The sequence below is a fragment of the Aquipseudomonas ullengensis genome, from assembly GCF_014174475.1.
Classification (GTDB): Bacteria; Pseudomonadota; Gammaproteobacteria; order Pseudomonadales; family Pseudomonadaceae; genus Aquipseudomonas; species Aquipseudomonas ullengensis.
On sequence record NZ_JACJUD010000004.1, the window covers coordinates 319,523 to 335,122 of the forward strand.

Sequence of the window (15,600 nt, forward strand, 5' to 3'; positions counted from 1 at the left end):
CGGCTCACTAGCGAGCCGACACCGGATGATTCACGGTAAAGATTGCAATTGCAGACCAGCAGCACCGCCGCTGCCAGCTTCCAGGCGACTGCTGCGCACGCCCTGCTCCACCAGCGCGGCTCGCCAGGCCTCGGCCTGGGGCCCGGTCAGGCTGACGCGCAAGGTGCTGTCGAGGTTCAGGGTGCGCGCCAGAAGCTCGCTCCACTGGGTATCCAGCTCACTCAACTGCGGCAGCTTGAGGTCACCATGCACGCGCAACTGGCGCAGCAGTGTACTGGCGGTCGGCAGTTGATCGGCCACGGCCTGGTCGGCGTCCAGTTGCTCGACCTGCAGATAGACCCGGCGGTTGCCACGGGTTATGCCATACAGGGCCAGCAGGCTGTTTTGTTGCGGCTCGGCCAGGCGCAGCAGAATAAAGCTTTGCCGCTCATCCGGCCCGAACAGCTTGGCATTGCCGAACAGCGCATTCGCCCACAGGTTGCTCGAACCGCACTCGCGCCCCTCGCACCAGTAGAGCAATTGCGCGCCGCCATCGAGCAGCGTCTTGCGTGCGTGGGCCAGGGCCTCACTCGGGCTGTGGCCATCCGGCAGGCGGTAGGTCAGCGCGCGCAGGCGGCCTTCGGCGAGCACTTCGCGCTCAACCCGCAGCTGGCCGCTGATGCGCCGCAGCTCACCACGCGGGTAGCGCCGTTCCACATCGGCAGCGTCGCTGTAATCGACGATCTCAGCATGGGCAAAGCGCGGCAGGATGGGTAGATCGCTGCTGCCGGGCAGGTCATCGGCCAGCACGACGGGCGAGAGAAACAGGCAGAAAAATAGGCTCAGGCGCATTCGTCTACTCAACGCGTCAGCATGCTTTGTGCGGTTTTCACCACGGCATCATCGGTGTGGCGTTGCGGTATCAGCAGGCCGCGCTGCACTGCCGGGCGCGCAGCAATGGCGGCGATCCAGCGTTGCAGGTGTTCCAGGCCATCCACGGAAACACCAGCCCACTCGTGCACGCGCACCCAGGGGAAGGTGGCGATGTCGGCAATGCTGTAGTCGCCCGCGAGGAACTCGGCTTCACCCAGGTGCCCGTCGAGCACTTCGTAGAGGCGTCGGGTCTCATGCTGGTAACGATCGATGGCGCCCTGCAGCTTCTCCGGAAAGTAACGGAAGAACACGTTGGCCTGGCCTTGCATCGGCCCGACCCCGCCCATCTGGAACATCAGCCACTGGATCACCCGCGAGCGCCCTTTGACGTCGCTGGGCATCAGTTGGCCGGTCTTCTCGGCGAGGTACATGAGGATGGCGCCGGACTCGAACACGGCGAAGTCGTCGTTGCTGCGATCGACGATGGCCGGGATGCGCCCGTTGGGGTTGAGCTTGAGGAATTCCGGGGTCTTCTGTTCCTGCTTGTCGAAGGACAGCGCGTGCACCTCGTACGGCAGGCCCAGCTCCTCGAGGGCGATGGATATTTTGTGGCCGTTAGGCGTGGCGGCAGTGTAGAGATCGATCATGACAAGCTCCCGAAACAGTCCGCCCAGCGTCGGCAGTTGTCAGGGGCAAGTCAAGGCTGCGGGAAGAATCGATTGAAACAGTCTGCAACCTGCTGCGCGCCAGCTTCGTCGTTCAAGTGCAGGTGATGCCCGCCAGCCAGTTTGTGCACCTCGAAATGAGTGCCTTCGATCAGCCCGGCGATACGCGGCTCGACCGCCATGTGCCCCTGCGCCGCCAGCACCAGGCTGACCGGGCATTGCACGCTGCGCACGAACTCCTCGACATGGGCAAAGGTCAGGCGCATCACCGACGGCAGGGTCAGGCGGATATCGGTACGCCAGGTGTAGCCACCCGGCACCGGTTCCAGGCCACGCTGGGCCAGCAACTCGGCGGCTTCGCGGCTGACCGCAACCACGCCCTGCATGCGCGCCTGCACCGCGCGGTCCGGGTCGGCGTACACCGGCTTGCGCTTGTCACGCACCGCCAGCCGCGCACGCAGGGCGTCGCCCAGGCGCTTGGCCGAGCCCTGTGCCTCGCCGACGAAGGGAATCAGCCCGTCGATCAATGCCAGGCGCTCGATACGCTCGGGCACGGACGCAGCCAGCAGCGTCGAGATGATGGCGCCGAGGGAATGCCCCATCAGGCTGAAACGCTGCCAGCCGAGCTGTTCGGCCACCAGCAGCACATCTTCCAGGTACTCCCACATGCTGTAGCTGGAATTGCTCGCGTAGTGCCCGGAATGGCCGTGACCGGGGAAGTCCAGGGCAACGATGCGCAGCCCCTTCAGCTTGGGCGCCAGGCGCGCGTAGGTCATGGCGTTGTCCAGCCAGCCATGCAGGGCGATCACCGGAATGCCGTCCTCGGGGCCGAACAGGTGCGCCGCCAGCTCGACATGCGGCAGGCTGAAACGGATTTCCTCGACGGTGACGGTCATGCCGAACGCTCCTCAGCAACGCCCTGCCAGCGGGCGAACAGTTCACGCAGCAGCACAGCCGTCTGCTGCGGGCGCTCCAGGGGAAACATGTGGCCGCCAGGCAGGTTGTGGTATTCGCCCTGCGGTACCCGGTTGATCTGCCGCGCATGGTGCGGCAGCACCACCTTGCTGTGGCGACCACGCACCACCGCCAGCGGCACCTGCAACTGCTGCGGCCGACCGGGGCTGGTATGCGGCACACTGCGGTAGATGCTGATTTCCGTGGCCGGGTCGAACCGCAGGCGCAGGCCTTGCCCGTCCGCACGCAGGCCGTGCTGCACATAGGCATCCAGGCATTCCGGATCGAAGCGGCTGAACAGCGTCTTGCCGGCGAAGTACTGGCGCGCCTCGGCCACATCACTGAACAGCTCGCGGCGGCCGACGGTGCGCCCGGCTGGGGTAATCCGGTCAATGAAGCCGAAACGTTTGGCCGCGCGGATCAGCACCCGGTCGACCACCGTCAGCAGCGGCGAATCCAGCATCACCACACCGCGGTACAACTCGGGCCGGCGCAGCGCCGCGTGGTAATGCAGCACGCCACCCAGCGAGTGGCCGACGCCCCACACTGGGTGTTCCTGACGCTCAAGGTGATCGATCAGCTCTTCGACCAGGTTCTGCCAGTTGTCATCCACCGGGAAGCGCGGGTCATGCCCGTGTTGCTCCAGGTGCTGAACGTGGAAATCTGGCGCCAAGGCGGTAAACAGCTTGCCGTAGGTGGCAGAAGGGAAACCGTTGGCGTGGGCGAAGAAGATGGTCTGCGACATGGTGGTGGAACTGCTGGGGAGTTCCCGCGATTGTCCGGCACACCTGGGCAGGCAGCAATCGATAGAAGATGCCAGATGCGCCAAAGAACAGCTTCAGTGTGCCAAAAGGCGCGATACAGAGAGTCCGGGGCCGCCTTGCACGGCCCCGTAAACGATCAGGCGGGCCGAGTAGCCGGCTGAGGACACAGGCGATCGGCGCCCGCAGCGATCAACAGCGTCAACGCAACGGGAATCAACCAGCCGAGCCCCTGCTCCGCCAGCGGCAGATGAGCAATAAAGCTCGGCAGCAACGCTTTGAAACCGGCCGCGTTGATGGCATCCACCAAGCCGAAGACCAGGGTTATTGCCATGGTTGGCACAAACACCCGGCGCGGTGAACGCCAGAGGCAGTCCAGCAGGCTCAATGCCACCAGCACGATGGCCAACGGATAAAGCCCCACCAGAACCGGCACGGAGACGCTGATCAGGTGGGTCAGTCCCTGGTTGGATACCACCAGGCTGAACAGCCCAAACACCAGCACGACAGTGCGGTAGGAAACCGGCAGCAACTTACTGAAGTATTCGCCGCAAGCTGTCAGCAGGCCAACAGCCGTAGTCAGGCAGGCCAGGGTGATGACCACCGCCAGCAACAGACTGCCGTAAATGCCGAACGTGTGTTGCACGTAGGTGGTGAGGATCTGCACGCCGTTCTGCGCGTCGCCGGCGATGCCCTGGCTGGTTGCGCCGAGGTAGAACAGCGCCAGGTAGACCAGCGACAGGCCGCTCGCTGCGATGAAACCAGCGATCATCGAATAGCGCGTCACCAGGCGCGAATCACTGACACCGCGATCCTTGATCGCAGTAGCGATGACGATACCGAACACCAAGGCACCGAGGGTATCCATGGTCAGGTAGCCCTGCAGGAAACCCTGCACGAAGGGCATTTCCTGATAGGTTTCGGCGCTCTGGCCAATACCACCGACCGGGGCCAGCAGCGCAGCGCCGCCCAGTACCAGCAGCGCGGCCAGCAGCACCGGGGTGATGAACTTGCCGATACTGTCCACCAGCTTGCCCGGGTTGAGCGCGAGGAACAGCACAGCAGCAAAGTAGGCCACGCTGTAGATCATCAGTGCGCCGGGCTCGTTGCCGGTAAATGGCGCCACGCCCATCTCGAAGGACACCGTAGCAGTACGCGGAGTGGCGAATAGCGGGCCGATGGCCAGGTATACGGCCACTGCCAGCAGCGTGCCGGCACGTCGACCGAGCGGCGCGGTTAGCTCATTCATGCCGCCGCCGACGCGGGCCAGGGCCACCACGGTAAGTAGCGGCAGGCCAACCCCTGTGATCAGAAAGCCAAAGGCGGCGGACCAGACGTGCTCCCCAGCGGCCATGCCGGCGCTGGGCGGGAAGATGATGTTGCCGGCACCCAGGAACAGGGCGAAGGTCATGAAGCCCAGGGCCAGAAGGTCGAGGCTTTTCAAACGAGTCATAGCAGGAAGTACCACAGGCAGAAATTCATAGGAAAACGGCAGGGTTTGCGCTGAGTTGGCAAACGTCACCGAACCGGTTCAGATCGATCACTGTTGCCGACACCTGCTCTTGTGAAGCGGCGCCTAAAAATTAGTTGCAAGCCTAACGATTTTTTAAATTAGCCGCGTCTGACAGTGGTCGGGCTGTCGGCTCGAGGCAACTCGGTGTCGCCTGGACGCAATAACGTAGGCGAACCAGAAACGAAAAAGGCCGCCCGTAGGCGGCCTCCTTCCAGTCACGAATGCCTTAGGCTTTCTTGACTTCCCAACCGGTCAGCTCGGCCAGGGCCTTGCCGATGTCGGCCAGCGAACGCACGGTTTTCACACCAGCGTCCTGCAGGGCAGCGAACTTCTCGTCCGCAGTGCCTTTACCACCGGAGATGATGGCACCGGCGTGGCCCATGCGCTTGCCCGCAGGGGCAGTCACACCAGCGATGTAGGACACCACCGGCTTGGTCACGTTGGCTTTGATGAAGGCAGCAGCTTCTTCTTCAGCGGAACCGCCGATCTCACCGATCATCACGATCGCTTCGGTCTTCGGGTCTTCCTGGAACAGCTTCAGGATGTCGATGAAGTTGGAGCCCGGGATCGGATCACCACCGATGCCGACGCAGGTGGACTGACCGAAACCGGCGTCAGTGGTCTGCTTGACGGCTTCGTAAGTCAGGGTGCCTGAGCGCGACACGATGCCTACTTTGCCTGGCAGGTGAATGTGACCTGGCATGATGCCGATCTTGCACTCGCCCGGAGTGATCACGCCTGGGCAGTTAGGGCCGATCAGGGTCACGCCCAGCTCGTCGCACTTGACCTTGGCTTCCAGCATGTCGATGGTCGCGATGCCTTCGGTGATGCAGACGATCAGCTTGATGCCGCCGAAGGCCGCTTCCAGGATCGAGTCCTTGCAGAACGGAGCCGGAACGTAGATCACCGAAGCGGTGGCGCCAGTGGCGTCAACGGCTTCCTTGACGGTGTTGAACACCGGCAGATTCAGGTGAGTGGTGCCGCCCTTGCCCGGAGTCACGCCGCCAACCATCTTGGTGCCGTAAGCGATGGCTTGTTCGGAGTGGAAAGTACCTTGCGAGCCGGTGAAGCCCTGGCAGATGACTTTGGTGTCTTTATTGATCAGGACGCTCATTACTTGCCCTCCGCAGCTTTGACGACTTGCTCGGCAGCGTCGGTCAGGCTGGTTGCCGCGATGATGTTCAGGCCGCTTTCGGCCAGGACCTTGGCACCCAGTTCAGCGTTGTTACCTTCAAGGCGCACAACAACCGGGATCTTCACGCCGACTTCTTTCACAGCGCCGATGATGCCTTCGGCAATCATGTCGCAACGAACGATGCCGCCGAAAATGTTGACCAGTACGGCCGCGACATTGCTGTCGGACAGGATGATCTTGAAGGCCTCGGTCACGCGCTCTTTGGTCGCACCACCACCTACGTCGAGGAAGTTGGCTGGCTTGCCGCCGTGCAGGTTGACGATGTCCATGGTACCCATGGCCAGGCCGGCACCGTTGACCATACAGCCAATGTTGCCTTCCAAGGCTACGTAGTTCAGTTCGAACTTGGCAGCGTGGGCTTCGCGCGGATCGTCCTGCGACGGGTCATGCATGGCGCGCAGTTTTGGCTGGCGGTACATGGCGTTGCTGTCGATGTTGATCTTGGCGTCCAGGCAGTGCAGGTTGCCGTCTTTCTTGATGACCAGCGGGTTCACTTCCAGCAGCGCCAGGTCGTAGTCCTGGAACAGCTTGGCCAGGCCAACGAAGATGTGGGTGAACTGCTTGATCTGGTCGCCCTTCAGGCCCAGCTGGAAAGCCAGGTCGCGGCCTTGGTACGGCTGAGCGCCGACCAGCGGGTCGATGGTGGCCTTGAGGATCTTCTCGGGAGTGTCGTGAGCGACTTTCTCGATGTCCACGCCACCTTCGGTGGAAGCCATGAACACGATACGGCGGCTGGAACGGTCAACGACGGCACCCAGGTACAGTTCCTTGTCGATGTCGGTGCACGACTCGACCAGGATCTTGGTGACCGGCTGGCCATTGGCGTCAGTCTGGTAAGTCACCAGACGCTTGCCCAGCCAGTTGGCGGCGAACGCCTTGGCGTCTTCCTTGTTCTTGACCAGCTTTACACCGCCCGCTTTACCGCGGCCACCGGCGTGCACCTGGGCTTTGACAACCCACTCGCTGCCACCGATCTTTTCGCAGGCCGCAGCCGCTTCTTCCGGGGTGTCAACGGCGAAACCAGTGGAAACCGGCAGGCCGTACTCAGCGAACAGCTGCTTACCCTGATACTCGTGAAGATTCATGCTTATCTACCGTTCTTCGTTTAGGTATTGCGCATTCGGCGCTGCGCTCGAAGGCACCGCGCCACCTGTGACTGCATTGGTTAGCAGTCCGGCGGACATTCCTGCAGCACGCTCAAGAGAACTGCTGCGGGCCGCCCGCCGTGGTTGTTACTGCGGATAAGCACCCCGCCTGTGCGGGGCGCCATGTCTCTATCGTCGCTTAGCGCTTCTTGCGGTTGGCAATGTGAATGGCATGGCCATTCACGGCCAGGGCCGCCTCGTGCAGCGCCTCGGACAGAGTCGGGTGCGAGAACACCATCATGCCCAGGTCTTCGGCACTGGTGCCGAATTCCATGCCGATGGCGCCCTGTTGAACCAGCTCGGCAGCGCTTGGGCCGATTACATGCACGCCCAGCACACGGTCAGTCTTGGCATCGGCGATAACCTTGACCAGACCGGCGGTGTCGTTGGCTGCCATGGCACGGCCACTGGCGGCGAACGGGAAGGTACCGACGTTGATTTCAACGCCCTCGCCTTTCAGCTGCTGCTCGGTCTTGCCGACCCAGGCGATTTCCGGGTGTGTGTAGATGACCGACGGGATCAGGTCGTAGTTCATCTGGGCCTTGTGGCCCTTGATGCGCTCGGCAACCATCACGCCCTCTTCCGAGGCCTTGTGCGCGAGCATCGCGCCGCGCACCACGTCGCCGATGGCGTAGACGCCCGGTACGCTGGTTTCACACTGGTCGTTGACGAAGATGAAACCACGCTCGTCCAGGGTCACGCCGCTGTCGGCGGCCAGCAGATCGGTGGTCACCGGGCGACGGCCCACGGCGACGATCAGCTTGTCGAAGGTCAGCTTCTGCTCGCCGGTGGCGTCGGTGAAGGTCACAGTCACCTGCTTCTTCTTCACTTCGCTGCCGGTCACGCGGGCGCCCAGACGGATGTCCAGACCCTGCTTGCCGAGGATTTTCAGGGCTTCTTTGGATATCTGGTCATCGGCGGCCGCGAGGAACTTGTCCATCGCTTCCAGCACGGTGACTTCGGCACCCAGGCGGGCCCAGACGGAGCCCAGCTCAAGGCCGATCACGCCAGCGCCGATCACGCCGAGTTTCTTCGGCACGGCCTGGAATTCCAGGGCGCCGGTGGAATCAACGATCACATCCTGGTCGACCGGAGCCGGCGGAATGTCGACTGGCTTGGAGCCGGACGCGAGGATCACGTTCTCGGCCTCAACCACTTGCACGCTGCCATCGGTGCCGGTGACTTCAACTTTCTTGCCAGCCAGCAGCTTGCCGTGGCCTTCCAGCAGGGTCACACCGTTGGCCTTGAACAGGCCGGCAACGCCGCCAGTCAGGTTCTTGATGATGCCGTTCTTGCGCGCGACCATCGCGGGCACGTCCATGGTGACGCTCTTGGCTTCGATGCCATGGATTTTGAAGCCTTCGTGGGCCTCATGGTACTTGTAGGAGCTGTCCAGCAGCGCCTTGGATGGAATGCAGCCGACGTTCAGGCAGGTACCGCCCAGGGCAACCTTGCCGTCCTTGTCCTGGTACTTCTCGATGCAGGCGGTCTTCAGACCAAGTTGCGCGGCCTTGATGGCGGCCACATAGCCCCCTGGGCCAGCGCCAATCACTACCACGTCGAATTTCTGGGTCATAACTCATTCCTTCTCGGATAAAACCGGGCGGCCCCTTGTGAGGACCGCCACGTGCACAGCAGCGGGATCAGATGTCCAGCAGCAGACGAGCCGGGTCTTCCAGCAGGTTCTTGATGGTCACCAGGAAGCTCACCGCTTCCTTGCCGTCGATCAGACGGTGATCGTAGGACAGCGCCAGGTACATCATCGGGCGGATAACCACCTGACCGTTGACGGCCATCGGGCGCTGAAGAATGTTGTGCATGCCGAGGATCGCGGCTTGCGGCGGGTTGACGATCGGGGTCGACATCATCGAACCGAAGGTACCACCGTTGGTGATGGTGAAGGTGCCGCCGGTCATTTCTTCGATCGACAGTTTGCCCTCTTTGGCCTTCTTGCCGAAGGTGGCGATACCGCCTTCAACTTCGGCCAGGCTCATCAGCTCGGCGTTACGCAGGACAGGTACTACCAGGCCGCGGTCGCTGGAGACGGCAACGCCGATGTCCTGGTAGCCGTGGTAGACGATGTCGGTGCCGTCGATCGAGGCGTTGACGGCCGGGAAGCGTTTCAGCGCCTCGACGGAAGCCTTGACGAAGAAGGACATGAAGCCCAGGCGCACGCCGTTATGGGTCTTCTCGAACAGGTCTTTGTACTTGCTGCGCAGGGCCATCACTTCAGTCATGTCGACTTCGTTGAAGGTGGTCAGCATGGCCATAGTCGATTGAGCCTCAACCAGACGCTCGGCAACCTTGGCGCGCAGACGGGTCATCGGCACGCGCTTCTCGACGCGAGCGCCAGTGGCGAATACCGGGGCCTCAGCAGCCGGAGCAGCCGGTTTGGCAACCGGAGCCGGAGCGGCTTTCTTGGCCGCGACGGCGGCAACGGCGTCTTCCTTGGTCACGCGACCGCCTTTGCCGGTGCCGCTGATGCTGTTCGGATCGATACCGCCTTCTTCGGCGATCTTGCGTGCCGCTGGCGAGAGGATCGCGTCGTCATCGCCAGCAGCCGGTGCGGCTGCAGCAGCGGCAACCGGTGCGGCAGCGGCCGGGGCAGCAGCAACGGCGGCGCCGGCGGCACCCAGTTTGCCCAGCAGCTCGCCGGACAGCACGGTGTCACCTTCGTTCTTGACGATTTCGGCGAGTACGCCGTCGGCCTCGGCGAGGACTTCCAACACCACCTTGTCGGTCTCGATGTCGACGATCAGGTCGTCGCGCTTGACCGCATCGCCCGGCTTCTTGTGCCAGGTAGCCACGGTGCCGTCGGCAACCGATTCCGGGAAGGTTGGGGCTTTGATCTCGATAGCCATTCTCTGTGTTTCCTTAAATTCGTTTTCTTCAAAGAGGCGACGGCCCGTGCCGCCGCCTCAATACGCGAAGGCGTTAAACAGTAAAGGCGTCCTGCAGCAGTTTTTCCTGCTGTTCGGCGTGCAACGAGGCATAACCGCAAGCTGGCGCTGCCGAAGCATCGCGACCGGCGTACTCGAGGAACAGGCCTTTCTTGTGGGCGCTGGCGACACGACGCATGTGGTGCTGGCTGCAATACCAGGCACCCTGGTTCATCGGCTCTTCCTGACACCAGACGATGTGCTTGAGGTTCTTGTACTGCGCCAGAACCTCGGCCAGATCGTCTTCCGGGAACGGATAGAGCTGCTCGATGCGCACGATGGCGATGTCTTCGCGACCTTCGTTGCGACGCTTGGCCAGCAGGTCGTAGTAGACCTTGCCGCTGCACAGCACCAGACGCTCGACCTTCTTCGGATCGATGGTATCGATCTCGGGAATGACGGTCTGGAACGAGCCTTCGGCCAGATCTTCCAGGGTCGAGATGGCAAGCGGATGACGCAGCAGCGACTTGGGTGTCAGCACGACCAGCGGCTTGCGCAGCGGACGGATCACCTGGCGACGCAGCAGGTGGTAGATCTGCGCCGGGGTGGTCGGTACGCAGACCTGCATGTTGTGCTCGGCGCACAGTTGCAGGTAACGCTCCAGACGCGCGGAGCTGTGCTCCGGACCCTGCCCTTCATAGCCGTGCGGCAGCAGCATGGTCAGGCCGCACAGACGGCCCCACTTGTGCTCGCCACTGGAGATGAACTGGTCGAACACCACCTGGGCACCGTTGGCGAAGTCACCGAACTGGGCTTCCCAGATCACCAGCGCATTAGGCACGGTGGTCGAGTAGCCGTATTCGAAAGCCAGTACCGCTTCTTCCGAGAGGAAGGAGTCGTACAGGTCGAACTTCGGCTGGCCTTCGAAGAGGTTCTGCAGCGGCAGGTAGGTGGTGGCGTCCTTCTGGTTGTGCAGCGCCGCATGGCGGTGCGAGAAGGTACCGCGGCCAACGTCCTGACCGGTGATGCGCACCGGGTGACCGGCTTGCAGCAGCGTGGCGTAGGCCAGGTTCTCGGCGTAGCCCCAGTTGATCGGCATGGCACCGGCGGTCATCTTGACCCGGTCTTCCAGGACTTTGGCCACTTGACGTTGCAGGACCAGGCCTTCCGGCAGGTCGAGCAGCTTGCCAGCCAGATCCTGCAGGGTCTTCAGCTCGCAGCGGGTGTCGTGGCGGGCGGTCCAGGCGTGGCCCAGGTACGGGCGCCAGTCGACGAACAGCTCTTTGTTCGGCTCCTTGACCAGGCTCTTGACCACGTGCTGGCCGTTGTCCAGCGCGTTGCGGTACTCGTCGATCTTGGTCTTCACCGCATCGTCAGCGACGCGGCCGGTCTGCACCAGGCTCTCGGCATACAGTTCACGGGTGGTGCGCTGTTTGGCGATCTGCTGATACATCAGCGGCTGGGTGCCGCTCGGCTCGTCGGCCTCGTTGTGGCCACGACGGCGGTAGCAGACCAGGTCGATGACCACGTCACGCTTGAACTGCATGCGGTAGTCGACGGCCAGCTGGGTAACGAACAGCACGGCTTCCGGATCATCACCATTCACATGGAAGATCGGCGCCTGGATCATTTTCGCCACGTCGGTGCAGTACTCGGTGGAGCGCGAGTCTTCCGGACGGCTGGTGGTGAAGCCGACCTGGTTGTTGATCACCAGGTGGATGGTGCCGCCAGTCTTGTAGCCACGGGTCTGTGACATCTGGAAGGTTTCCATGACCACGCCCTGACCGGCGAACGCCGCGTCACCGTGGATGGAAATCGGCAGCACAGTGTCACCGCTCGGGTCGCTGCGGCGATCCTGACGAGCACGCACCGAACCCTCGACCACCGGAGAGACGATCTCCAGGTGCGAAGGGTTGAACGCCAGCGCCAGGTGGACTTCGCCGCCCGGGGTCATGACGTTGGAGGAGAAACCCTGGTGGTACTTCACGTCACCCGAGGACAGGCCTTCGACCTTCTTGCCTTCGAACTCGTCGAACAGGTCGCGCGGGTTCTTGCCGAAGGTGTTGACCAGTACGTTCAGACGGCCACGGTGGGCCATGCCGATGACGATTTCCTTGGTGCCGTAGGAACCACAGCGCTGGATGATTTCGTCCAGCAGCGGAATCAGGCTCTCGCCGCCTTCCAGACCGAAACGCTTGGTGCCCGGGTACTTGGTGCCCAGGTATTTTTCCAGGCCTTCAGCCGCGGTCAGACGCTCAAGCAGGTGACCTTGCACTTCCACGGAGAATGCCGGACGGCCGCGCACGCTTTCCAGACGCTGCTGGAACCACTTGCGTTGCTCGGAATCGACGATGTGGGTGAACTCGGCGCCAATGGTGCGGCAATATGTCTGCTGCAGCGCCTCAAAGATTTCCCGTAGAGTCGCCTCCTCCTTGCCGATGTACAACTCACCGGTGCGGAAGGTGGTATCGAGGTCGGCGTTGGTCAGACCATAGTGGTTGACCGCCAGGTCAGCCGGAGCCGGACGCTGCCACAGACCCAACGGGTCGAGCGTCGCAGCCTGGTGGCCACGCATGCGATATGCCTGAATCAGGCGCAGGACTTCCACCTGCTTCTTCTCGTGCTCACTGCTCACGCTCCCGGCAGAAACCGGTTGAGCACGACGCTGGTTCTTGGCCAGCAGCACGAAATGATCGCGGACGGTGGAGTGCGAAACGTCGGTGGCGGAATTCCCGTCAGTCGGCAGTTTCTGGAAATAGGTGCGCCACTCTTCTGGCACAGCGTTGGGATCGTGCAGGTAGAGCTCATAGAGCTCTTCCACATAGGCAGCGTTACCACCGGATAGGTGGGCACTGTCCCACATGCGCTGCATCACGCTTTCTTGCATGCTTGGTCACCCTCGGTAAGGGGACACCACCGGCGTGGAGGCCGTATTGCGGCTCAAAGTCCTGAGGCAGCGACGGGTAAGCCACTACGGATCCCGCAGATAGTCCGGGCACCAGCCCGGATGCCCCTGCTGGTCGTCAATTTCTTTTCAAGTAAGAACCGCGGCTTTGTGAGCTGCGCTTCGATTTTACTGCGGCACCGGAGTTACGCCGGTGCCGCAGGTGTCACGGGTAAAACTGAATCAGGTACCGCTCTGCAGCAGCATGTTACGTACGTGGCCGATTGCCTTGGTCGGGTTGAGACCTTTCGGGCAGACGTTCACGCAGTTCATGATGCCGCGGCAACGGAACACGCTGAACGGGTCGTCCAGCGAGGCCAGGCGCTCAGCGGTCTTGGTGTCACGGCTGTCGGCGAGGAAGCGATAAGCCTGCAGCAGTGCAGCGGGACCGAGGAACTTGTCCGGGTTCCACCAGAAGGACGGGCAGCTGGTGGAGCAGCACGCGCACAGGATGCACTCGTACAGACCGTCCAGCTTCTCGCGCTCTTCCGGCGACTGCAGACGCTCGATGGCCGGAGCCGGCGTATCGTTCTGCAGGAAAGGCTGCACCTTCTCGTATTGCTTGTAGAAGATGCTCATGTCGACGACCAGGTCACGAATGACCGGCAGGCCAGGCAGCGGGCGGATCACCAGCTTGTTGCCCTTGACCACGGTGGAGATCGGCGTGACGCAGGCCAGGCCGTTCTTGCCACTGATGTTCATGCCATCGGAACCGCACACGCCTTCACGGCAGGAGCGACGATAGGAGAAGCCTTCGTCCTGCTCTTTGATCAGGGCCAGTACGTCCAACACCATCAGGTCTTTGCCGTCGATGGTGACGTCGAAGTCCTGCATGAAAGGTGCAGCATCTTTTTCCGGGTTGTAGCGATAAACGCTGACTTGCAAAGTTTTGCCAAGAGACATGGTGGCCACCCTTAATAAGTACGCACTTTGGGTTCGAAAGCAGGAACGGTCTTCGGCGCGAAGTTGACAGCGCGCTTGGCAACACGTTTCTCACCCGGGAAGTACAGGGAGTGGCACAGCCAGTTGGTATCGTCGCGATCTTCGTAATCTTCACGGGCGTGGGCGCCACGGGATTCGGTACGGGTGTCGGCGGCGATGGCAGTGGCTTCGGCCACTTCCAGCAGGTTCTGCAACTCCAGCGCTTCGATACGCGCGGTGTTGAAGGCCTGGCTCTTGTCGGCAATCTTGACGGTGGCGATGCGCTCGCGCAGGTCAGCCAGCTGAGCAATACCCTTCTTCATATATTCGCCGGTACGGAATACGCCGAAGTAGTTCTGCATGCAGGCTTGCAGCTCTTTACGCAGCGGAGCCACGTCTTCGCCAGTGCTGCGCTGGTTGACGCCGGACAGGCGCTTGAGCGACTGCTCGATGTCGGTTTCGCTGGCGCCACGAACTTCCACGCCTTCTTTCAGAGCTTTCTCCAGGTGGATACCGGCGGCACGGCCGAATACCACCAGGTCGAGCAGCGAGTTACCGCCCAGGCGGTTGGCGCCGTGTACCGATACGCAGGCCACTTCGCCTACGGCGAACAGACCTTCGATGATCACGTCGTTACCGTTGGCGTCCTGGGTCATCGCCTGGCCATGAATGTTGGTGGCAACGCCGCCCATCATGTAGTGGCAGGTCGGGATCACCGGGACCGGAGCGACGACCGGGTCAACGTGGGCGAAAGTCTTCGACAGCTCGCAGATACCTGGCAGGCGGCTGTGCAGCACTTCCTCACCGAGGTGGTCGAGCTTCAGCAGTACGTGGTCCTTGTCCGGGCCACAGCCGTTACCGGCGATCACTTCCTTGACCATGGAGCGCGCAACCACGTCGCGGCCGGCCAGGTCTTTGGCGTTCGGAGCGTAACGCTCCATGAAGCGCTCGCCGTGGGCGTTGATCAGGTAACCACCTTCACCGCGGCAACCTTCGGTGACCAGTACACCAGCGCCGGCAATACCGGTCGGGTGGAACTGCCACATCTCGATGTCCTGCACCGGCACGCCGGCACGCAGGGCCATGCCCACGCCGTCACCGGTGTTGATCAGAGCGTTGGTGGTCGAGGAGTAGATGCGACCAGCACCGCCGGTGGCCAGAACCACGGCCTTGGAGCGGATGTAGACGGTTTCGCCAGTCTCGATGCAGATGGCGATGATGCCAACCACCGCGCCATCCTGGTTTTTCACCAGATCCACGGCGTACCACTCGTTGAGGAACGAGGTGCCAGCCTTCAGGTTGGCCTGGTACAGGGTGTGCAGCAGGGCGTGACCGGTACGGTCAGCGGCGGCGCAGGTACGGGCAGCCTGGACCGACGGATTATCCGGGCCCTTGGACTGGCCACCGAACGGACGCTGATAGATGCGGCCTTGTTCGGTACGGGAGAACGGCAGGCCCATGTGCTCGAGTTCGAACACGGCCTCAGGGCCGACGGAACACATGTATTCGATCGCGTCCTGGTCACCGATGTAGTCGGAGCCCTTGACGGTGTCGTACATGTGCCAGCGCCAATCGTCGTTCGGGTCGTTGGATGCGATGGCACAGGTGATGCCGCCCTGGGCGGAAACAGTGTGCGAACGAGTCGGGAAGACCTTGGTTACGACAGCAGTCTTGTGGCCGCCTTGGGCCAGTTGCAGCGAGGCACGCATGCCGGCGCCGCCGCCACCAACGATGATGGCGTCATAGGAAAGAGTACGAATGCTAGACATGG

The 15,600-nt window shown here is 62.3% G+C and carries 12 protein-coding genes; all 12 read right to left on the minus strand.

What is annotated here, in order from left to right; translation table 11 throughout:
* Positions 1-30: 30 nt before the first annotated feature.
* Complete coding sequence (locus H3H51_RS13855) at positions 31-831, minus strand: DUF4892 domain-containing protein (RefSeq protein ID WP_183089638.1); 801 nt, start codon at positions 829-831, stop codon at positions 31-33.
* 8 nt (positions 832-839) lie between these two features.
* A complete protein-coding gene (locus tag H3H51_RS13860) occupies positions 840-1,499 on the minus strand; it encodes a glutathione S-transferase family protein (RefSeq protein ID WP_183089639.1) in 660 nt (219 codons plus the stop codon).
* 50 nt (positions 1,500-1,549) lie between these two features.
* Positions 1,550-2,413, minus strand: coding sequence for an alpha/beta fold hydrolase (locus H3H51_RS13865; RefSeq protein WP_183089640.1), 864 nt, complete (start codon positions 2,411-2,413; stop codon positions 1,550-1,552).
* On the minus strand, positions 2,410-3,216 hold the full coding sequence (locus H3H51_RS13870) for an alpha/beta fold hydrolase (RefSeq protein WP_183089641.1): 807 nt from the start codon (positions 3,214-3,216) through the stop codon (positions 2,410-2,412). Before H3H51_RS13870 ends, H3H51_RS13865 begins: the two co-directional genes overlap by 4 nt.
* A 155-nt stretch (positions 3,217-3,371) precedes the next feature.
* A complete protein-coding gene (gene brnQ / locus H3H51_RS13875; protein ID WP_183089642.1) occupies positions 3,372-4,685 on the minus strand; it encodes a branched-chain amino acid transport system II carrier protein in 1,314 nt (437 codons plus the stop codon).
* 286 nt (positions 4,686-4,971) lie between these two features.
* Complete coding sequence (sucD, locus tag H3H51_RS13880; RefSeq protein ID WP_183089643.1) at positions 4,972-5,859, minus strand: succinate--CoA ligase subunit alpha; 888 nt, start codon at positions 5,857-5,859, stop codon at positions 4,972-4,974.
* Positions 5,859-7,025 (minus strand): ADP-forming succinate--CoA ligase subunit beta, encoded by a 1,167-nt coding sequence (gene sucC, locus H3H51_RS13885; RefSeq protein WP_183089644.1) that lies wholly within the window; start codon positions 7,023-7,025, stop codon positions 5,859-5,861. The genes sucD and sucC overlap by 1 nt, the downstream gene beginning before the upstream one ends.
* 199 nt (positions 7,026-7,224) lie before the next feature.
* Positions 7,225-8,661 (minus strand): dihydrolipoyl dehydrogenase, encoded by a 1,437-nt coding sequence (gene lpdA / locus H3H51_RS13890; protein WP_183089645.1) that lies wholly within the window; start codon positions 8,659-8,661, stop codon positions 7,225-7,227.
* Positions 8,662-8,728: 67 nt separating this feature from the next.
* Positions 8,729-9,946, minus strand: coding sequence for a 2-oxoglutarate dehydrogenase complex dihydrolipoyllysine-residue succinyltransferase (gene odhB / locus H3H51_RS13895; protein ID WP_183089646.1), 1,218 nt, complete (start codon positions 9,944-9,946; stop codon positions 8,729-8,731).
* A 73-nt stretch (positions 9,947-10,019) separates the two neighbouring features.
* The gene (locus tag H3H51_RS13900) at positions 10,020-12,851 is read right to left on the minus strand and encodes a 2-oxoglutarate dehydrogenase E1 component (RefSeq protein ID WP_183089647.1); all 2,832 of its coding nucleotides are present in this window, start codon (positions 12,849-12,851) and stop codon (positions 10,020-10,022) included.
* A 240-nt stretch (positions 12,852-13,091) separates the two neighbouring features.
* The gene (locus H3H51_RS13905) at positions 13,092-13,811 is read right to left on the minus strand and encodes a succinate dehydrogenase iron-sulfur subunit (protein ID WP_183089648.1); all 720 of its coding nucleotides are present in this window, start codon (positions 13,809-13,811) and stop codon (positions 13,092-13,094) included.
* Between the two features lie 11 nt (positions 13,812-13,822).
* Positions 13,823-15,598 carry a succinate dehydrogenase flavoprotein subunit gene (gene sdhA, locus H3H51_RS13910; protein WP_183089649.1) on the minus strand — a complete coding sequence of 592 codons (1,776 nt, stop codon included), beginning with the start codon at positions 15,596-15,598 and terminating at the stop codon, positions 13,823-13,825.
* Positions 15,599-15,600: the final 2 nt, after the last annotated feature.